We start from the raw sequence: 16,654 nt of genomic DNA on the forward strand, positions 1-16,654 counted from the left end.
TGGCAGCGGATCTTTAGACAACGCCCTAACCGGCGAGAGAGAATGGAGGCCTCAGATGGCTAAGAGCAAGTTTGAGCGGAATAAGCCGCATGTGAATGTCGGGACGATTGGTCACGTCGACCATGGCAAGACGTCTCTGACGGCTGCGATCACGAAGTATTTCGGCGAGTTCAAGGCGTATGACCAGATCGACGCGGCTCCGGAAGAGAAGGCGCGCGGCATCACGATCTCGACGGCCCACGTCGAATACGAGACGGCGAACCGCCACTATGCCCACGTCGACTGCCCCGGCCACGCCGACTATGTGAAGAACATGATCACGGGTGCGGCGCAGATGGACGGCGCGATCCTGGTTGTGTCGGCGGCCGACGGCCCGATGCCGCAGACGCGCGAACACATTCTTCTGGCCCGCCAGGTCGGCGTTCCGGCGATCGTGGTGTTCCTGAACAAGGTCGACCAGGTCGACGACGCCGAGCTTCTCGAGCTGGTCGAGCTCGAGGTGCGCGAGCTTCTGTCGAAGTACGAGTTCCCGGGCGACGACATTCCGATCGTCAAGGGCTCGGCGCTGGCCGCACTTGAGGATTCCGACAAGAAGATCGGCGAGGACGCGATCCGCGAGCTGATGGCTGCGGTCGACGCCTACATCCCGACGCCGGAGCGTCCGATCGACAAGCCGTTCCTGATGCCGATCGAGGACGTGTTCTCGATCTCGGGCCGCGGCACGGTGGTGACGGGTCGCGTCGAGCGCGGCATCGTCAAGGTCGGCGAGGAGCTGGAGATCGTCGGCATCCGTCCGACGGCGAAGACGACCTGCACGGGCGTCGAGATGTTCCGCAAGCTGCTCGACCAGGGCCAGGCGGGCGACAACATCGGCGCGCTGCTGCGCGGCGTGGACCGTGACGGCGTGGAGCGCGGCCAGGTTCTGGCCAAGCCCGGTTCGGTGAAGCCGCACAAGAAGTTCGTGGCCGAGGCCTACATCCTGACGAAGGAGGAGGGTGGCCGTCACACGCCGTTCTTCACCAACTACCGCCCGCAGTTCTACTTCCGCACGACGGACGTGACGGGCATCGTGACGCTGCCGGCGGGCACCGAGATGGTGATGCCCGGCGACAACATCACGGTCGACGTCGAGCTGATCGTGCCGGTGGCGATGGAAGAGAAGCTCCGCTTCGCCATCCGCGAAGGCGGCCGCACCGTCGGTGCGGGCGTCGTGGCGAGCATTAAAGAGTAAGTCGGTATCAACGGGATCTGGGGGCGCGGAATACGCCGCGCCCGCCCGGACAAGGAAGTGACGCATGAACGGACAGAATATCCGCATCCGCCTCAAGGCGTTTGACCACCGAGTACTCGACGCGTCGACGCGCGAGATCGTCTCGACCGCCAAGCGCACCGGCGCCAACGTCCGGGGTCCGATTCCGCTCCCGACGCGGATCGAGAAGTTCACGGTCAACCGCTCGCCGCACGTCGACAAGAAGAGCCGCGAGCAGTTCGAGATGCGCACCCACAAGCGCCTTCTCGACATCGTCGACCCGACCCCGCAGACCGTCGACGCTCTGATGAAGCTCGACCTGGCGGCCGGCGTGGACGTCGAGATCAAGCTCTGAGGTAACGAACATGAGCCCGGCGGGCATATGCCCCGAAGGCTCCTCTGAAGACAGAGCCGGATGGGGTCATCCCCGGACGGGAACTCTAAGGGAAATGAACCGATGCGTTCAGGTGTGATTGCACAGAAGGTGGGTATGACCCGCATCTACAATGATGCGGGCGAGCATGTGCCGGTGACGGTCCTCCGCATGGAGAACTGCCAGGTCGTGGCGCAGCGTACCCAGGAGAAGAACGGCTACACCGCGGTGCAGCTCGGCGTCGGCCTTGCGAAGGTCAAGAACACGTCGAAGGCCGAGCGCGGCCAGTTCGCCGCCGCTTCCGTCGAGCCGAAGGCCAAGGTCGCCGAGTTCCGCGTGAGCCCCGAGAACCTTCTCGATGTCGGCTCCGAGATCACCGTCGACCACTTCGTCGCCGGCCAGAAGGTCGACGTGACGGGCACGTCGATCGGCAAGGGCTTCCAGGGCGTCATCAAGCGCCACAATTTCGGTGGCGGTCGCGCCACCCACGGTAACTCCGTCTCGCACCGCACGCACGGTTCGACCGGCCAGCGCCAGGACCCCGGCAAGGTGTTCAAGGGCAAGAAGATGGCCGGCCACATGGGCAATACCCGCGTCACGACGCAGAACGTCGAGGTTGTCTCGACCGACGTCGACCGCGGCCTGATCCTGATCCGCGGCGCGGTTCCGGGTTCGAAGGGCGCATGGATCATGGTGCGCGACGCCGTCAAGTCGGCTCTGCCCGACAATGCACCGAAGCCGGCAGCCGTCCGCAAGAACGGCGCCGCTGAGAAGGGGGCCGAGTAATGGATCTCAAGGTAACCACACTCGCCGGCAAGGACGCCGGCAAGCTGTCGCTCTCGGACGAGATCTTCGGGCTCGATCCGCGCGACGACATCCTGGCCCGCGTGGTGCGCTGGCAGCTGGCCGCGCGCCAGCAGGGCACGCACCAGGCCAAGGGCCGTGCGGACGTCGCCCGCACCGGCGCCAAGATGTACAAGCAGAAGGGCACCGGTCGCGCCCGTCACCATTCGGCCCGCGCTCCGCAGTTCCGCGGCGGCGGCAAGGCCCACGGCCCGGTGGTGCGCAGCCATGCGCATGACCTGCCCAAGAAGGTGCGTGCGCTCGGCCTCAAGCATGCGCTGTCGGCCAAGGCCAAGTCGGAGAGCCTGATCGTCATCGACGACCTGGTGCTCGGCGAGGCCAAGACCAAGGCGCTGATCGAGAATTTCGCCGCGCTGGGCCTGACCAACGCGCTGATGATCGGCGGCTCGGAGCTCGACCAGAACTTCCAGCGCGCGGCTGCGAACATTCCGAACATCGACGTGCTGCCGATCCAGGGCATCAACGTTTACGACATTCTGCGCCGCGGCACGCTGGTCCTCTCCAAGGCCGCCGTCCAGGCCCTCGAGGAGCGTTTCAAATGACCGACCTCCGTCATTACGACGTGCTCGTCTCTCCGGCGATCACCGAAAAGTCGACCATGGCTTCGGAGCAGAACCAGGTCGTCTTCAATGTCGCCAAGAAGGCGACGAAGCCCGAGATCAAGGCTGCGGTCGAGGCGCTGTTCGGCGTGAAGGTCGTCGGCGTCAACACGCTGGTGCGCAAGGGTAAGGTCAAGCGCTTCCGCGGCACGGTGGGCAAGCTGAGCGACGTCAAGAGGGCGATCGTGACGCTCAAGGACGGCGACTCGATCGACGTCACCACCGGCCTGTAAGCGCTGAGAGGTTAGGAACATGGCACTGAAGAGTTACAAGCCGACGACGCCGAGCCAGCGCCAGCTGGTCATCGTCGATCGCTCCGGCCTCTACAAGGGCAAGCCGGTCAAGGGCCTGACCGAAGGCCTGAAGTCCGCGGGCGGCCGCAACAACACCGGTCGCGTCACCGCGCGCTTCCAGGGTGGCGGTCACAAGCGCACCTATCGCATGATCGACTTCAAGCGCCGCAAGCTTGACGTCGCGGCGACGGTCGAGCGTCTCGAATATGATCCGAACCGCACCGCCTTCATCGCGCTGGTGAAGTACGAGGACGGCGAGCTGAGCTACATCCTGGCGCCGCAGCGCCTGGCGGTCGGCGACCAGATCATCGCCTCGGCCTCGGCCGACGTGAAGCCGGGCAATGCGATGCCGCTGCAGGCGATGCCGGTCGGCACGATCATTCACAATGTCGAGCTGAAGCCGGGGAAGGGCGGTCAGATCGCCCGTTCGGCTGGCGCCTACGCCCAGCTCGTCGGCCGCGACCAGGGCATGGCGATCCTGCGCCTCAACTCGGGCGAGCAGCGCCTGGTGTCGGGTTCGTGCTTCGCCACGGTGGGTGCCGTGTCGAACCCCGACCACGGCAACATCAACCTCGGCAAGGCCGGCCGTTCGCGCTGGCTCGGCAAGCGCCCGCACAACCGCGGCGTCACCATGAACCCGGTCGACCATCCGCACGGCGGTGGTGAAGGCCGCACCTCGGGCGGACGCCATCCGGTGACCCCGTGGGGCAAGCCGACCAAGGGCAAGAAGACCCGGTCCAACAAGTCGACCGACAAGTTCATCATGCGCTCGCGCCATGCGCGCAAGAGCTAAGAAGAGGTACGCGAAGTGACCCGTTCAGTCTGGAAAGGTCCGTTCGTCGACGGCTATCTGCTGAAGAAGGCCGACAAGGCCCGCGAAGGCGGCCGTGCGGAAGTGATCAAGATGTGGTCCCGCCGGTCCACCATCCTGCCGCAGTTCGTCGGCCTCACCTTCGGCGTCTACAACGGCCAGAAGCATGTCCCGGTCTCGGTGAACGAGGACATGGTCGGTCAGAAATTCGGTGAGTTCGCCCCGACCCGTACCTATTACGGCCACGGCGCGGACAAGAAGGCGAAGAGGAAGTAACCATGGGCAAGGCCAAGGCTCCGCGCAGGCTTGCGGACAACGAGGCGCGCGCCGTGCTTCGCACGATCCGCATCAGCCCTCAGAAGCTGAACCTGGTTGCCGCGCTGATCCGCGGCAAGAAGGTGGCGGCTGCGCTCAACGATCTGGAGTTCTCGCGCAAGCGCATCGCCGAGACCGTCAAGAAGACGCTCGAAAGCGCGATCGCGAACGCCGAGAACAACCACGACCTCGACGTGGACGCCCTCGTCGTGGCCGAGGCCTATGTCGGCAAGTCGATCGTGATGAAGCGCTTCCATGCCCGCGGCCGCGGCCGCGCCTCGCGCATCGAGAAGCCGTTCTCGCACCTCACCATCGTCGTGCGCGAAGTTGAAGAGAAAGTGGAGGCCGCCTGATGGGCCAGAAAGTCAATCCGATCGGACTGCGCCTCGGCATCAACCGGACCTGGGATTCGCGCTGGTATGCGAACACCGGGGAATACGGCAAGCTGCTGCACGAGGACATCAAGATCCGCAAGTATCTGGAGAAGGAGCTCAAGCAGGCTGCCGTCTCCAAGATCGTCATCGAGCGTCCGCACAAGAAGTGCCGCGTCACGATCCACGCCGCCCGTCCCGGTCTCATCATCGGCAAGAAGGGCGCGGACATCGAGAAGCTGCGCAAGAAGCTGATGGAGATGACCAAGTCGGACACGAGCCTGAACATCGTCGAGGTCCGCAAGCCGGAGATCGACGCCAAGCTCGTCGCCCAGTCGATCGCGCAGCAGCTGGAGCGCCGCATCGCGTTCCGCCGCGCCATGAAGCGCGCCGTTCAGTCGGCGATGCGTCTGGGCGCGGAAGGCATCCGCATCAACTGCTCCGGCCGTCTCGGCGGCGCCGAGATCGCGCGTATGGAGTGGTATCGCGAAGGCCGCGTGCCGCTGCACACGCTGCGTGCGGACGTCGACTACGGCACCGCCGAGGCCCAGACCGCCTATGGCATCTGCGGCGTCAAGGTGTGGATCTTCAAGGGTGAGATCCTCGAGCACGATCCGATGGCTTCCGAGCGTCGGGCGTCCGAGGCTGAGGCCCCGACCACCGGCGGCGCTCGTCGTCGCGAGAACGCGTAAACAAGCGCGGCATACGTAAGAAGGATAGAGAACGATGCTGCAGCCCAAGCGCACAAAGTTCCGCAAGCAGTTCAAGGGCCGTATCCACGGCGTCGCCAAGGGCGGCACCAACCTGGATTTCGGCGGCTTCGGCCTGAAGGCGCTGGAGCCCAACCGCGTCACGGCACGTGAGATCGAGGCGGCCCGCCGCGCGATCACCCGCGCCATGAAGCGCCAGGGCCGCGTCTGGATCCGAGTGTTCCCGGACGTTCCGGTGACCTCGAAGCCGACCGAAGTCCGCATGGGTAAGGGCAAGGGCGCCGTCGATTACTGGGCGGCGCGCGTCAAGCCCGGCCGGGTGATGTTCGAGCTGGACGGCGTCTCGGAAGAGACCGCGCGCGAAGCGCTGCGTCTCGGCGCCGCCAAGCTGTCCGTGAAGACGCGCTTCATCCAGCGCATCGCAGAGTAGGAAGATCGAGAGCCATGAAAGCCGCCGACGCACGGGGCATGAGCCCCGATCAGCTCAATGACGAACTGGCCAAGCTGAAGAAGGAGCAGTTCAACCTGCGCTTCCAGAAGGCGACCGGCCAGATGGAGAAGACCGCGCGGGTCAAGCAGGTCCGCCGCGACATCGCCCGCATCAAGACGATCGCTGCCGAAAAGGCCGCGGGCAAGAAGGGTTGAGGAAGAGATCATGCCCAAGCGCATCCTTCAGGGTACGGTCGTGAGCGACAAGAACGACAAGACGGTCGTCGTCCGCGTCGAGCGTCGCTTCACGCACCCCGTTATGAAGAAGACCGTTCGCCTGTCGAAGAAGTACAAGGCGCACGACGAGACCAATGCCTGCAAGGTGGGCGATCAGGTGTTCATCCAGGAGTCGCGTCCGATTTCGAAGGACAAGACCTGGGTCGTCGTCACCGAAGCGGCTGCGAAATAGAGAACAAGAGACAGGCCGGAGGGCGGTGCCCCGTTTTCCGGAGATGAAGATAAAGGCGGTCAGTCATGATTCAGATGCAAACTAACCTGGACGTTGCCGATAATTCCGGCGCGCGCCGCGTCATGTGCATCAAGGTGCTGGGCGGCTCGAAGCGCAAGTATGCCTCGGTCGGCGACATCATCGTCGTCTCGATCAAGGAAGCTATTCCGCGCGGCCGCGTCAAGAAGGGCGATGTCATGAAGGCGGTCGTGGTTCGCACGGCCAAGGACATTCGCCGTCCCGACGGTTCGGTCATCCGGTTCGACAAGAACGCGGCCGTTCTGGTGGACAACAAGAAAGAGCCGATCGGCACCCGTATCTTCGGGCCGGTTCCGCGCGAGCTGCGTGCGAAGAACCACATGAAGATCATCTCGCTCGCGCCTGAAGTGCTGTAAGGAGCCGAACGATGCAGAAGATTCGCAAGGGCGACAAGGTCGTCGTGCTCGCCGGCAAGGACAAGGGCCGCACGGGGGAAGTGCTCCGCATGATGCCGAAGGACGACAAGGCTGTCGTGCGCGGCATCAACATGGTGCGCCGCCATCAGCGCCAGTCGCAGTCCCAGGAAGGCGGCATCATTTCCAAGGAAGCGCCGATCCACGTCTCGAACATCGCCGTGGCCGATCCCAAGGACGGCAAGCCGACCCGCATCGGCTTCGAGGTGAAGGATGGCAAGAAGGTGCGCGTAGCGAAGCGCTCGGGAGCAACGATCGATGGCTAAGTCTTATCAGCCGCGTCTGCGCAAGGTCTACGACGAGCAGATCCGCAAGGCGCTTCAGGAACAGTTCAACTACGACAACGAGATGCAGATCCCGCGTCTCGACAAGATCGTGCTGAACATGGGCGTGGGCGAGGCGACTGCCGATTCCAAGAAGCCGACCGTGGCGGCCGAGGATCTCGGCCTGATCGCCGGCCAGAAGGCCGTCGTCACCCGCGCGCGCAACTCGATCGCCGGCTTCAAGGTTCGCGAGAACATGCCGATCGGCGCCAAGGTGACGCTCCGCAAGGAGCGCATGTACGAGTTCCTCGATCGCCTGATCAACATCGCGCTGCCGCGCGTCCGCGACTTCCGCGGCCTCAACCCGAAGAGCTTCGACGGGCGCGGCAACTATGCGATGGGCATCAAGGAGCACATCGTGTTCCCCGAGATCAACTACGACAAGGTCGACCAGATCTGGGGCATGGACATCATCGTCTGCACGACCGCCAAGACGGATGACGAAGCGCGGGCCCTTCTCAAGGCCTTCAACTTCCCGTTCCGGCAGTAACGGCAAGCGGTAGGAAAGGTATTTGAAATGGCCAAGACCAGTTCAGTCGAAAAGAACAACAAGCGCCGCAAGATGGTCGCCAACGCCGCTGCCAAGCGCAAGGCGCTGAAGGCGATCGTCATGGATCAGTCGCTGCCGCTCGAGGAGCGCTTCCGCGCCCAGCTCAAGCTGTCGGCGATGCCCCGCAACGGCGCCCGCACCCGCATCCGCAACCGGTGCGAAGTGACCGGCCGTCCGCGCGCGTTCTACCGCAAGCTCGGCATGTCGCGTATCGCGCTGCGTGAGCTCGGTTCGCTCGGGATGATCCCGGGCCTCGTGAAGTCCAGCTGGTAAGAGAGGGCACGACGATGTCTTTGAGTGATCCCCTCGGCGATATGCTGACCCGCATCCGCAACGCTTATGGCCGCAAGAAGTCGAAGGTTTCGACGCCGGCCTCGACGCTGCGCGCCCGTGTTCTCGAAGTGATGAAGTCGGAAGGCTACATCCGCGACTACGCCCAGACCGATTTCGGCAACGGCAAGTCCGAGATCGAGATCGAACTGAAGTATGCCGAAGGCCAGCCGGTCATCCGCGAGATCGCTCGCGTGTCCAAGCCCGGCCGTCGCGTCTACGTTTCGGTCAAGTCGATCCCGCAGGTCGCCAACGGCCTCGGCATCTCGATCCTTTCGACCCCGAAGGGCGTGATGGCCGACCACCAGGCGCGCGAGCAGAACGTCGGCGGCGAAATCCTCTGCCAGATCTTCTGATCAGGCAGACCGAACAAACAGGAACGAGGACAAGACAATGTCTCGTATTGGCAAGAAGCCCGTCGCTCTCCCGCAGGGCGTGACCGCCTCGGTCAACGGCCAGACGGTGAGCGCGAAGGGACCGAAGGGCGAACTCAAGTTCGTCGTCAACGACGAGGTCCTGGTCAAGCTGCAGGACGGCGAGATCGCCGTCGAGCCGCGCGACCAGTCGAAGCTCGCACGGTCGAAGTGGGGCATGTCCCGCACGATGATCGTCAACATCCTCAACGGCGTGAAGGACGGTTTCGAGAAGCGTCTCGAGATCAACGGCGTTGGCTATCGCGCGGCCATGCAGGGCAAGAACCTGCAGCTGTCGCTCGGCTTCAGCCACGAAGTCGTCTACCAGACGCCGGAGGGCATCACGATCGCGACGCCGAAGCCGACCGAGATCGTCGTCAGCGGCATCGACAAGCAGCAGGTCGGCCAGGTAGCCGCCGAGATCCGCGAATATCGCGGCCCCGAGCCCTACAAAGGCAAGGGCGTAAAGTATGCGGGCGAGAAGATCGTCCGTAAGGAAGGCAAGAAGAAGTAAGGCAGTAGGGAGTAGGCAGTAGTGAGTAGTGATCTACTGCCGGCTGCCTACTCACTACTCACTTAGTCGCCACGGAAGGCGGTTGCGGGCTGAGTTAGACCGCACAGAGCCGCCGCCGTTTCACAAGGCAAGGGAAGAAGGCCATGGCCGCGAAGCAGTCCACCCAGAAGCGCGCGCAGCGCATCCGCCGTCAGCTCAAGAAGGTTGCCGGCGAGCGTCCGCGCCTGTCCGTGCATCGCTCGTCGAAGCACATCTACGTCCAACTCATCGACGACGCGCAGGGCCGCACGCTCGCCGCAGCGTCGACCCTCGACAAGGAGTTGAAGGGCTCGCTGAAGACCGGCGCCGACACGGCAGCGGCGGCAGCGGTCGGCAAGCTCGTCGCCGAGCGGGCCAAGAAGGCCGGCGTGACCGAGGTCGTGTTCGACCGCGGCCCGTATATCTATCACGGCCGCGTCAAGGCGCTCGCCGATGCCGCCCGCGAGGGCGGACTGAGCTTCTAGCGCATTCGCCCCGGTTTCGGGGCGTCCCGCTGGTTGAAACCGGGCCGGCACTCGTGTAGAGGCCGGCCTTCACATTGAAACCCGGTGCCTCCGGAAAAGAACAAGGAACAGGATATGGCACAAGAACGTCGGGAAGGCGGCCGCGATCGCGGTCGTGACCGCGAGGAAAAGGACAGCGAGTTCGTCGACAAGCTGGTCCACATCAACCGTGTCGCCAAGGTGGTGAAGGGTGGCCGTCGCTTCGGCTTCGCAGCCCTCGTCGTCGTCGGCGACCAGAAGGGCCGCGTCGGCTTCGGCCACGGCAAGGCGCGCGAAGTGCCGGAGGCGATCCGCAAGGCGACCGAGGCCGCCAAGCGCGAGCTGATCTTCGTCCCGCTGCGCTCCGGCCGCACGCTGCATCACGACGTGTCGGGCCGTCACGGCGCCGGCAAGGTCCTGCTGCGCGCAGCCAAGCCCGGCACGGGCATCATCGCAGGCGGCCCGATGCGCGCCGTCTTCGAGACGCTCGGCATGCATGACGTCGTCGCCAAGTCGATGGGTTCGTCGAATCCGTACAACATGGTGCGCGCCACCTTCGACGCCCTGAAGAACCAGGTCCACCCGAAGGACATCGCTGCCCAGCGCGGCATCAAGTATTCCGCGCTCCAGGCGCGCCGCGGCGCTGCCGCCGGCGAAGAATAAGGAGACGGGTCATGGCGAAGAAAGCCACCAAGACCATCACCGTCGAGCAGATCGGCAGCCCGATCCGTCGTCCGAAGGAACAGCGCGCGACGCTCGTGGGCCTCGGCCTGAACAAGATGCATCGCCGCCGCACGCTCGAGGATACCCCCTCGGTCCGCGGCATGATCGCCTCCGTCGGCCATCTCGTCCGCATCGTCGACGAGGCGTGAGCCGGAGCGCAGGAGAAGAGACATGAAACTCAACGAATTGCGCGACAACGAAGGCGCAACCAAGGACCGCAAGCGGCTCGGCCGCGGCATCGGCTCCGGCAAGGGCAAGACCGGCGGACGCGGCGTGAAGGGCCAGAAGGCCCGCTCCGGCGTGGCCATCAACGGCTTCGAGGGCGGCCAGATGCCGCTCTACCGTCGCCTGCCCAAGCGCGGCTTCACGCCTATCTCGTCGAAGTCCTTTGCGACCGTTTCGCTCGGCCGCATCCAGGCTGCGATCGACGCCAAGAAGCTCGACGCCAAGGAGACGGTGGATGCCGCCGCTCTCGTCAAGGCCGGCGTGATCCGTCGCGTCAAGGACGGCGTGCGCGTTCTCTCGGACGGCGAGCTCAAGGCGAAGGTCTCGTTCGACGTGGCCGGCGCCTCCAAGGCGGCTCTCGAGAAGATCGAAAAGGCGGGCGGCTCGATCAAGCTGCCGGAAGCCAAGTCCGAGTGACATAGAGCAGCGGTGCGACGGCGCCGCTGCTTGCATCTTTGCGGGCCGGAGCCTATTTCGAGGCTTCGGCTCAAAGCATGACTCGCCTCCCGCGAGCCAATTCGCCTGCCGAAGCGGAGATTTCCCCATGGCATCAGCAGCCGAGCAGCTTGCCTCGAACCTCAATTTCGCGGCCTTCGCCAAGGCGGAGGACCTCAAGAAACGCATCTGGTTCACGCTCGGCGCTCTGCTTGTCTATCGCCTCGGCACCTATATCCCGATCCCCGGCATCAACCCGGATGCCTTCGCGCAGGCCTTCGCGGGCCAGTCGCGCGGCGTGCTCGGCATCTTCAACATGTTCGCGGGCGGCGCGGTCGAGCGTATGGCGATCTTCGCGCTCGGCATCATGCCCTACATCTCGGCCTCCATCATCATGCAGCTCATGACGTCGGTGGTCCCGACGCTGGAGCAGCTGAAGAAGGAAGGCGAACAGGGCCGCAAGGTCATCAACCAGTACACCCGCTACGGCACCGTGCTGCTTGCCACCGTGCAGGCCTACGGCATCGCGGTCGGCCTGGAAGGCGGCGCGGGCATCGTCACCGACCCGGGCTGGTTCTTCAAGCTGTCCGCCGTCATCACGCTCGTCGGCGGCACGATGTTCCTGATGTGGCTCGGCGAGCAGATAACCGCCCGCGGCATCGGCAACGGCATCTCGCTCATCATCTTCGCCGGCATCGTGGCCGGCCTGCCGTCGGCGCTGTCCGGCACGCTGGAACTCGGCCGCACCGGCGCGCTGTCGACCGGCCTGATCCTGGCGATCATCGTGCTCGCGGTCGTGGTGATCGCGCTGATCGTGTTCTTCGAGCGCGCCCAGCGCAGGCTGCTGATCCAGTATCCGAAGCGCCAGGTGGGCAACCGCATGTTCCAGGGCGACACCTCGCACCTGCCGCTGAAGCTGAACACCGCCGGCGTCATCCCGCCGATCTTCGCGTCCTCGCTGCTGCTCCTGCCCGCGACCGTGGCCGGCTTCTCCGACACGACTGCGATGCCTGGCTGGGCGAGCTCCATCCTGGCCGCGCTCGGTCACGGCCAGCCGCTTTACATGGCGCTCTATGCGGCGATGATCGTCTTCTTCGCCTTCTTCTACACGGCGATCGTCTTCAATCCGAAGGACACGGCCGACCAGCTGAAGAAGCATTCCGGCTTCATCCCCGGCTACCGCCCGGGCGAGCGGACGGCCGAATACATCGATTACGTGCTGACCCGCATCACGGTCGTCGGGGCAATCTATCTCGTCGTGATCTGCCTGTTACCCGAATTTCTCATTTCGGCGACCGGCGTTCCGTTCTATCTCGGTGGCACGTCGCTGCTGATCGTCGTGAGCGTCACGCTCGACACGGTGGCGCAGATCCAGGGTCATCTGATCGCCCATCAGTACGAAGGGCTGATCAAGAAGTCGAAGTTGCGGGGGGGCAAGAGATAGAATGAAGCTGATACTGCTGGGCCCGCCGGGGGCGGGCAAGGGGACGCAGGCGCAGCGGCTGGTCGAGAAGCACGGAATCCCGCAGCTTTCCACGGGCGACATGCTGCGCGCGGCGGTGAAGGCCGGCACCGAGGTCGGCCGACGCGCCAAGGCGGTGATGGATGCCGGCGAGCTGGTGTCGGACGAGATCGTCAACGCGATCGTCGCCGAGCGCATCGACCAGCCCGATTGCAAGAAGGGCTTCATTCTCGACGGCTATCCGCGCACGCTGGTCCAGGCCGATTCGGTCGAGAAGATGCTGGCCGAGCGCGGCCTGAAGCTCGACATGGTCATCGAGCTCGTCGTCGACGACAAGGCGCTGGTCGGCCGCATCGTCAAGCGCGCCGAAGAGGCGGCCGCCGCCGGGCAGCCGGTCCGCAAGGACGACAATCCGGAGGTGTTCGAGGAGCGCCTGCGCGAATACTACAAGAAGACGGCGCCGCTGATCGGCTACTACTACGCCAAGGGCCTGCTCAAGGGCGTGGACGGCATGGCGTCGATCGACGACGTGACGACGCAGATCGAGGCGCTTCTCGCCGCGAACAAGTGACATTCAGCGGTTGACGGGGAGGGCGTGTTGCACTATAGCGGCGCGTCTCCCATCAGATCGCATGATTGGATGGTCCGCAAGGACTTGCCCGTGCTTTGATCGGAACACCCGCAAGGGCCGGCCTCCACCGGACGCGGGGCACAACAACAATGCCAGCCTGACTGGCTCACATGGAGATGAAGATGGCTCGTATAGCCGGCGTCAACATTCCGACCAACAAGCGCGTGATCATCGCGCTGCAGTACATCCATGGCATCGGCCCGAAGTTCGCGGCCGAGATCGTGGAGAAGGTCGGCATCCCCGCGGAGCGCCGCGTCAACCAGCTCACCGATGCTGAGGTGCTGCAGATCCGCGAAGCGATCGACCGCGACTACAAGGTCGAGGGTGACCTGCGCCGCGAAGTGTCGATGAACATCAAGCGCCTGATGGACCTCGGCTGCTACCGCGGCCTGCGCCATCGCCGCTCGCTGCCGGTTCGCGGCCAGCGCACGCACACGAACGCTCGCACCCGCAAGGGTCCGGCGAAGCCCATCGCGGGCAAGAAGAAGTAATTTGAGGCAGTAGGCAGTAGGCAATAGGCAGTAGGATTTCACTACTGCCTACTCACTACTGCCCACCGCCTCGGGTGTAGCCGCTGGCATTACGGCGGCGTAGAGATCGAAAGGCAAGACATGGCCAAGGAAGCCACACGCGTCCGCCGTCGCGAACGCAAGAACATCTCGACGGGCGTCGCGCACGTCAATTCGACGTTCAACAACACGATGATCACCATCACCGACGCGCAGGGCAATGCGATTGCCTGGTCGTCGGCGGGCGCCCAGGGCTTCAAGGGTTCGCGCAAGTCGACCCCGTTTGCTGCGCAGATGGCTGCCGAGGACTGTGCCAAGAAGGCGCAGGAGCACGGCATGCGCATGCTGGAGGTCGAGGTCTGCGGTCCGGGTTCGGGCCGTGAGTCCGCGCTTCGCGCGCTGCAGGCGGCGGGCTTCACCATCACGTCGATCCGCGACGTGACGCCGATCCCGCACAATGGCTGCCGCCCGCGCAAGAAGCGCCGCGTCTGACATTTCCCATTCCAACCTGCGGCGCCCATCGGGGCGCCGAAGGCATTTTCCAGATGCCCGTCACGATTGGATGGTGGCGGCGTAACGGAAGGACAAACTGATGATCCAGAAAAACTGGCAGGACCTGATCAAGCCGAACAAGGTCGAGTTCTCCTCGAAGGGCAAGACCATGACGTCGCTGGTCGCCGAACCGCTCGAGCGCGGCTTCGGCTTGACCCTCGGCAACGCGCTGCGTCGCGTTCTTCTCTCGTCGCTGCGCGGCGCGGCCGTGACCGCGGTGCAGATCGACGGCGTGCTGCATGAGTTCTCCTCGATCGCCGGCGTGCGCGAGGACGTGACCGACATCGTGCTGAACATCAAGGAAATCGCCATCAAGATGGAAGGCGATGGACCCAAGCGCATGGTCGTGCGCAAGCAGGGCCCGGGCTACGTCACCGCCGGCGACATCCAGACCGTGGGCGACGTCGAGATCCTGAACCCCGACCACGTGATCTGCACCCTCGACGAGGGCGCCGAGATCCGCATGGAGTTCACGGTCGACACCGGCAAGGGCTACGTGCCTGCCGAGCGCAACCGCGCCGACGACGCGCCGATCGGCCTCATCCCGGTCGACTCGCTCTATTCGCCGGTCAAGAAGGTCTCCTACAAGGTCGAGAACACCCGCGAGGGCCAGGTTCTCGACTACGACAAGCTGACGCTGTCGATCGAGACCGACGGCTCGATCACGGGCGAGGACGCCGTGGCGTTCGCCGCGCGCATCCTGCAGGACCAGCTGTCGCTGTTCGTCAACTTCGACGAGCCGCAGAAGGAGCAGGCGACGGAAGCCGTCACCGAGCTCGCCTTCAACCCGGCGCTGCTGAAGAAGGTCGACGAGCTCGAACTGTCGGTCCGCTCGGCGAACTGCCTGAAGAACGACAACATCGTCTACATCGGCGACCTGATCCAGAAGACCGAGGCGGAGATGCTGCGCACCCCGAACTTCGGCCGCAAGTCGCTCAACGAGATCAAGGAAGTGCTCGCGGCGATGGGCCTGCATCTCGGCATGGAAGTGCCGGACTGGCCGCCGGAGAACATCGAAGACCTCGCCAAGCGCTACGAAGACCAGTACTGAATTGGGTGAATGGTGAATGGTAAAATGGTGAATGGAACTCAGCCTCTGGATCGACCATTCACCATTGACCATTCACCATCCACCTCCTGAAACCACCGGGCACCCGCCCAGAACCTAGGAGATAAGCCAATGCGCCATGGACGTTCCGGCCGCCGGCTGAACCGCACCGTCAGCCACCGCAAGGCCCTGTTCTCGAACATGGCCGCATCCCTCATCGAGCACGAGCAGATCCTCACCACGCTGCCCAAGGCCAAGGAGCTTCGCCCGATCGTGGAGAAGCTCGTGACGCTGGGCAAGCGCGGCGACCTGCACGCCCGCCGCCAGGTGATCTCGGCCATCGGCTCCGACACGCTGGCCAAGCGCCTGTTCGAGACGATCGCGCCCCGTTACGCCTCGCGTAACGGCGGCTACTTGCGCATCATGAAGGCGGGCTTCCGTCACGGCGACAACGCCGCGATGGCGGTGATCGAGTTCGTCGACCGCGACGTCTCGGCCAAGGGTGCGGCCGACCGCGCCCGCACCGAGGCCGAGGCCGCCGCCGAGAGCGAAGCCGCCTGATCGGCTTCGCATCGATGGAAATGACGAAGGGCCCGCGAGGGCCCTTTTTCGTTGGGTGGAGACCGCTCGCGTTACACCGCACATTCGCCGTCGCGCTCCGTTATCCTGGATGGCTTGCCGGCCTCCGGAATGACGATCCGCAATGCATAAGCTGCAGGGCGGGCATGGAACGGCCCTTTATCCTGTGCCGCTATGCGGACGCGCCGGCTTTCCCCGGTCTGCTCCGGCCTGCCAGCAACACGATCAGATAAATCAACGAAATCTGCGTGGTCAGGCTGACCAGGAACATCGCAAACGTTGCCCACCGGGGCATTGAGAGAATCCCCTCCACATTTGTCGGGTATGTCGCATAGCCGATCATCGTCAACACGACGGGCAGGAGTGCCCAGAGCGGCGATTTTGCCCGGTCTCTCAGCCGCCGAACGACCGAAGCTGAAAGCAGCACCATCGCGACTGCGCTAAACAACAGCGTCCATCGCATCATGCCCGACATATCGATCGAGAACACATCCTCGGGTCTTGTCATCCCGGAGACCGTTCTTTCCATCTCGGGCACCATGGCCGACATCATCGCGGCATAGATGAGAATAGCGACCGTTATCGTATACGGCCAGAAAAGGCCGCGCCCGTCATTGCCCGAAAAGCGCCAGAGGCTCGCCAAGTTGTGTGCGATGGAGGTGAAATACGTCTTCACAAGTGCTCCGAGTAGGGGCCGTGACGCCCAAGACGTTTCGATTGTAGCAAAGGTTGCTGCGTCGTAAACGTGGCTCACTCGAAGGGGCGAGAAAAATCTGCGCGTCTTATCCACGCCCCTCACGCCCATGAAACAATCCTCTCGCTCTTGAAGAAAGGAGGGGCGGGATGGGACGGGCGGAGTGGGACA

Annotated in this window: 29 protein-coding genes; 28 read left to right on the forward strand and 1 reads right to left on the reverse strand. The window is 64.3% G+C overall.

Annotation, left to right across the window (positions count from 1 at the left end; genetic code table 11):
- The first annotated feature begins 55 nt into the window (after positions 1–55).
- From tuf to rplQ, 28 genes are all read left to right on the forward strand, one after another.
- Positions 56–1,231 carry an elongation factor Tu gene (gene tuf, locus B9Z03_RS15920; protein WP_085465093.1) on the forward strand — a complete coding sequence of 392 codons (1,176 nt, stop codon included), beginning with the start codon at positions 56–58 and terminating at the stop codon, positions 1,229–1,231.
- A 64-nt stretch (positions 1,232–1,295) separates the two neighbouring features.
- Entirely contained in the window at positions 1,296–1,604 is a 309-nt protein-coding gene (gene rpsJ / locus B9Z03_RS15925) for a 30S ribosomal protein S10 (protein ID WP_006205468.1), read from the forward strand.
- 102 nt (positions 1,605–1,706) lie between these two features.
- Positions 1,707–2,408 carry a 50S ribosomal protein L3 gene (gene rplC / locus B9Z03_RS15930; protein ID WP_085465106.1) on the forward strand — a complete coding sequence of 234 codons (702 nt, stop codon included), beginning with the start codon at positions 1,707–1,709 and terminating at the stop codon, positions 2,406–2,408.
- Complete coding sequence (gene rplD, locus B9Z03_RS15935) at positions 2,408–3,028, forward strand: 50S ribosomal protein L4 (protein ID WP_085465107.1); 621 nt, start codon at positions 2,408–2,410, stop codon at positions 3,026–3,028. The genes rplC and rplD overlap by 1 nt, the downstream gene beginning before the upstream one ends.
- The gene (locus B9Z03_RS15940; RefSeq protein WP_085465108.1) at positions 3,025–3,318 is read left to right on the forward strand and encodes a 50S ribosomal protein L23; all 294 of its coding nucleotides are present in this window, start codon (positions 3,025–3,027) and stop codon (positions 3,316–3,318) included. Before rplD ends, B9Z03_RS15940 begins: the two co-directional genes overlap by 4 nt.
- A gap of 19 nt (positions 3,319–3,337) precedes the next feature.
- Entirely contained in the window at positions 3,338–4,171 is an 834-nt protein-coding gene (gene rplB, locus B9Z03_RS15945) for a 50S ribosomal protein L2 (RefSeq protein ID WP_085465109.1), read from the forward strand.
- Positions 4,172–4,186: 15 nt separating this feature from the next.
- A complete protein-coding gene (gene rpsS / locus B9Z03_RS15950) occupies positions 4,187–4,465 on the forward strand; it encodes a 30S ribosomal protein S19 (RefSeq protein WP_085465110.1) in 279 nt (92 codons plus the stop codon).
- Positions 4,466–4,467: 2 nt separating this feature from the next.
- The gene (gene rplV, locus B9Z03_RS15955) at positions 4,468–4,857 is read left to right on the forward strand and encodes a 50S ribosomal protein L22 (protein ID WP_085465111.1); all 390 of its coding nucleotides are present in this window, start codon (positions 4,468–4,470) and stop codon (positions 4,855–4,857) included.
- Positions 4,857–5,567, forward strand: coding sequence for a 30S ribosomal protein S3 (rpsC, locus tag B9Z03_RS15960; RefSeq protein WP_085465112.1), 711 nt, complete (start codon positions 4,857–4,859; stop codon positions 5,565–5,567). The genes rplV and rpsC overlap by 1 nt, the downstream gene beginning before the upstream one ends.
- A 34-nt stretch (positions 5,568–5,601) precedes the next feature.
- The gene (gene rplP / locus B9Z03_RS15965) at positions 5,602–6,015 is read left to right on the forward strand and encodes a 50S ribosomal protein L16 (RefSeq protein ID WP_085465113.1); all 414 of its coding nucleotides are present in this window, start codon (positions 5,602–5,604) and stop codon (positions 6,013–6,015) included.
- 14 nt (positions 6,016–6,029) lie between these two features.
- A complete protein-coding gene (gene rpmC / locus B9Z03_RS15970) occupies positions 6,030–6,230 on the forward strand; it encodes a 50S ribosomal protein L29 (protein ID WP_085465114.1) in 201 nt (66 codons plus the stop codon).
- A 10-nt stretch (positions 6,231–6,240) separates the two neighbouring features.
- Complete coding sequence (rpsQ, locus tag B9Z03_RS15975; RefSeq protein WP_085465115.1) at positions 6,241–6,483, forward strand: 30S ribosomal protein S17; 243 nt, start codon at positions 6,241–6,243, stop codon at positions 6,481–6,483.
- A gap of 65 nt (positions 6,484–6,548) precedes the next feature.
- The gene (gene rplN, locus B9Z03_RS15980; protein ID WP_006205457.1) at positions 6,549–6,917 is read left to right on the forward strand and encodes a 50S ribosomal protein L14; all 369 of its coding nucleotides are present in this window, start codon (positions 6,549–6,551) and stop codon (positions 6,915–6,917) included.
- An 11-nt stretch (positions 6,918–6,928) separates the two neighbouring features.
- Positions 6,929–7,240 (forward strand): 50S ribosomal protein L24, encoded by a 312-nt coding sequence (rplX, locus tag B9Z03_RS15985; protein ID WP_085465116.1) that lies wholly within the window; start codon positions 6,929–6,931, stop codon positions 7,238–7,240.
- On the forward strand, positions 7,233–7,787 hold the full coding sequence (gene rplE / locus B9Z03_RS15990; protein ID WP_085465117.1) for a 50S ribosomal protein L5: 555 nt from the start codon (positions 7,233–7,235) through the stop codon (positions 7,785–7,787). The genes rplX and rplE overlap by 8 nt, the downstream gene beginning before the upstream one ends.
- 27 nt (positions 7,788–7,814) lie before the next feature.
- Positions 7,815–8,120 (forward strand): 30S ribosomal protein S14, encoded by a 306-nt coding sequence (gene rpsN, locus B9Z03_RS15995; protein ID WP_085465118.1) that lies wholly within the window; start codon positions 7,815–7,817, stop codon positions 8,118–8,120.
- A 14-nt stretch (positions 8,121–8,134) separates the two neighbouring features.
- Complete coding sequence (rpsH, locus tag B9Z03_RS16000; RefSeq protein WP_085465119.1) at positions 8,135–8,533, forward strand: 30S ribosomal protein S8; 399 nt, start codon at positions 8,135–8,137, stop codon at positions 8,531–8,533.
- A 37-nt stretch (positions 8,534–8,570) separates the two neighbouring features.
- Positions 8,571–9,104, forward strand: a complete 534-nt coding sequence (rplF, locus tag B9Z03_RS16005) for a 50S ribosomal protein L6 (protein ID WP_085465120.1) — start codon at positions 8,571–8,573, stop codon at positions 9,102–9,104.
- A 143-nt stretch (positions 9,105–9,247) separates the two neighbouring features.
- Positions 9,248–9,607, forward strand: coding sequence for a 50S ribosomal protein L18 (gene rplR / locus B9Z03_RS16010; RefSeq protein ID WP_085465121.1), 360 nt, complete (start codon positions 9,248–9,250; stop codon positions 9,605–9,607).
- A 114-nt stretch (positions 9,608–9,721) separates the two neighbouring features.
- Positions 9,722–10,288, forward strand: coding sequence for a 30S ribosomal protein S5 (gene rpsE, locus B9Z03_RS16015; protein ID WP_085465122.1), 567 nt, complete (start codon positions 9,722–9,724; stop codon positions 10,286–10,288).
- 11 nt (positions 10,289–10,299) lie between these two features.
- Complete coding sequence (gene rpmD, locus B9Z03_RS16020; RefSeq protein WP_085465123.1) at positions 10,300–10,497, forward strand: 50S ribosomal protein L30; 198 nt, start codon at positions 10,300–10,302, stop codon at positions 10,495–10,497.
- 22 nt (positions 10,498–10,519) lie between these two features.
- Complete coding sequence (gene rplO, locus B9Z03_RS16025) at positions 10,520–10,990, forward strand: 50S ribosomal protein L15 (RefSeq protein WP_085465124.1); 471 nt, start codon at positions 10,520–10,522, stop codon at positions 10,988–10,990.
- Between the two features lie 127 nt (positions 10,991–11,117).
- Positions 11,118–12,452, forward strand: coding sequence for a preprotein translocase subunit SecY (gene secY / locus B9Z03_RS16030; RefSeq protein ID WP_085465125.1), 1,335 nt, complete (start codon positions 11,118–11,120; stop codon positions 12,450–12,452).
- A gap of 1 nt (position 12,453) precedes the next feature.
- Positions 12,454–13,041 (forward strand): adenylate kinase, encoded by a 588-nt coding sequence (locus B9Z03_RS16035; RefSeq protein ID WP_085465126.1) that lies wholly within the window; start codon positions 12,454–12,456, stop codon positions 13,039–13,041.
- A gap of 182 nt (positions 13,042–13,223) precedes the next feature.
- A complete protein-coding gene (gene rpsM / locus B9Z03_RS16040) occupies positions 13,224–13,592 on the forward strand; it encodes a 30S ribosomal protein S13 (RefSeq protein ID WP_085467693.1) in 369 nt (122 codons plus the stop codon).
- Between the two features lie 120 nt (positions 13,593–13,712).
- Positions 13,713–14,102 carry a 30S ribosomal protein S11 gene (gene rpsK / locus B9Z03_RS16045; protein ID WP_085465127.1) on the forward strand — a complete coding sequence of 130 codons (390 nt, stop codon included), beginning with the start codon at positions 13,713–13,715 and terminating at the stop codon, positions 14,100–14,102.
- 100 nt (positions 14,103–14,202) lie between these two features.
- Positions 14,203–15,213, forward strand: a complete 1,011-nt coding sequence (locus tag B9Z03_RS16050; protein ID WP_085465128.1) for a DNA-directed RNA polymerase subunit alpha — start codon at positions 14,203–14,205, stop codon at positions 15,211–15,213.
- 129 nt (positions 15,214–15,342) lie between these two features.
- Positions 15,343–15,771: a 50S ribosomal protein L17 gene (rplQ, locus tag B9Z03_RS16055; RefSeq protein WP_085465129.1), complete on the forward strand. Its 429-nt coding sequence runs from the start codon at positions 15,343–15,345 to the stop codon at positions 15,769–15,771.
- A 190-nt stretch (positions 15,772–15,961) separates the two neighbouring features.
- Here rplQ and B9Z03_RS16060 read toward each other — a convergent pair whose 3' ends face one another.
- On the reverse strand, positions 15,962–16,465 hold the full coding sequence (locus B9Z03_RS16060) for a DUF805 domain-containing protein (protein ID WP_176247538.1): 504 nt from the start codon (positions 16,463–16,465) through the stop codon (positions 15,962–15,964).
- Positions 16,466–16,654: the final 189 nt, after the last annotated feature.

It is taken from the genome of Mesorhizobium australicum, from assembly GCF_900177325.1.
GTDB classification, from domain to species: Bacteria; Pseudomonadota; Alphaproteobacteria; order Rhizobiales; family Rhizobiaceae; genus Mesorhizobium_A; species Mesorhizobium_A australicum_A.

What these genes read in the sequence shown, in the direction of transcription:
- rplE (WP_085465117.1), top strand. Translation starts at nt 7,233, where the DNA reads ATGGCTAAGTCTTATCAGCCGCGTCTGCGCAAGGTCTACGACGAGCAG.
- rpsC (WP_085465112.1), top strand. Translation starts at nt 4,857, where the DNA reads ATGGGCCAGAAAGTCAATCCGATCGGACTGCGCCTCGGCATCAACCGG.
- tuf (WP_085465093.1), top strand. Translation starts at nt 56, where the DNA reads ATGGCTAAGAGCAAGTTTGAGCGGAATAAGCCGCATGTGAATGTCGGG.
- rplV (WP_085465111.1), top strand. Translation starts at nt 4,468, where the DNA reads ATGGGCAAGGCCAAGGCTCCGCGCAGGCTTGCGGACAACGAGGCGCGC.
- rplX (WP_085465116.1), top strand. Translation starts at nt 6,929, where the DNA reads ATGCAGAAGATTCGCAAGGGCGACAAGGTCGTCGTGCTCGCCGGCAAG.
- rpsN (WP_085465118.1), top strand. Translation starts at nt 7,815, where the DNA reads ATGGCCAAGACCAGTTCAGTCGAAAAGAACAACAAGCGCCGCAAGATG.
- rpsM (WP_085467693.1), top strand. Translation starts at nt 13,224, where the DNA reads ATGGCTCGTATAGCCGGCGTCAACATTCCGACCAACAAGCGCGTGATC.
- rpsK (WP_085465127.1), top strand. Translation starts at nt 13,713, where the DNA reads ATGGCCAAGGAAGCCACACGCGTCCGCCGTCGCGAACGCAAGAACATC.
- rplD (WP_085465107.1), top strand. Translation starts at nt 2,408, where the DNA reads ATGGATCTCAAGGTAACCACACTCGCCGGCAAGGACGCCGGCAAGCTG.
- rpsJ (WP_006205468.1), top strand. Translation starts at nt 1,296, where the DNA reads ATGAACGGACAGAATATCCGCATCCGCCTCAAGGCGTTTGACCACCGA.
- B9Z03_RS16035 (WP_085465126.1), top strand. Translation starts at nt 12,454, where the DNA reads ATGAAGCTGATACTGCTGGGCCCGCCGGGGGCGGGCAAGGGGACGCAG.
- rplB (WP_085465109.1), top strand. Translation starts at nt 3,338, where the DNA reads ATGGCACTGAAGAGTTACAAGCCGACGACGCCGAGCCAGCGCCAGCTG.
- rpsQ (WP_085465115.1), top strand. Translation starts at nt 6,241, where the DNA reads ATGCCCAAGCGCATCCTTCAGGGTACGGTCGTGAGCGACAAGAACGAC.
- rplQ (WP_085465129.1), top strand. Translation starts at nt 15,343, where the DNA reads ATGCGCCATGGACGTTCCGGCCGCCGGCTGAACCGCACCGTCAGCCAC.
- rplP (WP_085465113.1), top strand. Translation starts at nt 5,602, where the DNA reads ATGCTGCAGCCCAAGCGCACAAAGTTCCGCAAGCAGTTCAAGGGCCGT.
- rpsE (WP_085465122.1), top strand. Translation starts at nt 9,722, where the DNA reads ATGGCACAAGAACGTCGGGAAGGCGGCCGCGATCGCGGTCGTGACCGC.
- rpmD (WP_085465123.1), top strand. Translation starts at nt 10,300, where the DNA reads ATGGCGAAGAAAGCCACCAAGACCATCACCGTCGAGCAGATCGGCAGC.
- rplF (WP_085465120.1), top strand. Translation starts at nt 8,571, where the DNA reads ATGTCTCGTATTGGCAAGAAGCCCGTCGCTCTCCCGCAGGGCGTGACC.
- B9Z03_RS15940 (WP_085465108.1), top strand. Translation starts at nt 3,025, where the DNA reads ATGACCGACCTCCGTCATTACGACGTGCTCGTCTCTCCGGCGATCACC.
- B9Z03_RS16050 (WP_085465128.1), top strand. Translation starts at nt 14,203, where the DNA reads ATGATCCAGAAAAACTGGCAGGACCTGATCAAGCCGAACAAGGTCGAG.
- rplN (WP_006205457.1), top strand. Translation starts at nt 6,549, where the DNA reads ATGATTCAGATGCAAACTAACCTGGACGTTGCCGATAATTCCGGCGCG.
- rplO (WP_085465124.1), top strand. Translation starts at nt 10,520, where the DNA reads ATGAAACTCAACGAATTGCGCGACAACGAAGGCGCAACCAAGGACCGC.
- rpmC (WP_085465114.1), top strand. Translation starts at nt 6,030, where the DNA reads ATGAAAGCCGCCGACGCACGGGGCATGAGCCCCGATCAGCTCAATGAC.
- secY (WP_085465125.1), top strand. Translation starts at nt 11,118, where the DNA reads ATGGCATCAGCAGCCGAGCAGCTTGCCTCGAACCTCAATTTCGCGGCC.
- rpsH (WP_085465119.1), top strand. Translation starts at nt 8,135, where the DNA reads ATGTCTTTGAGTGATCCCCTCGGCGATATGCTGACCCGCATCCGCAAC.
- rplR (WP_085465121.1), top strand. Translation starts at nt 9,248, where the DNA reads ATGGCCGCGAAGCAGTCCACCCAGAAGCGCGCGCAGCGCATCCGCCGT.
- rplC (WP_085465106.1), top strand. Translation starts at nt 1,707, where the DNA reads ATGCGTTCAGGTGTGATTGCACAGAAGGTGGGTATGACCCGCATCTAC.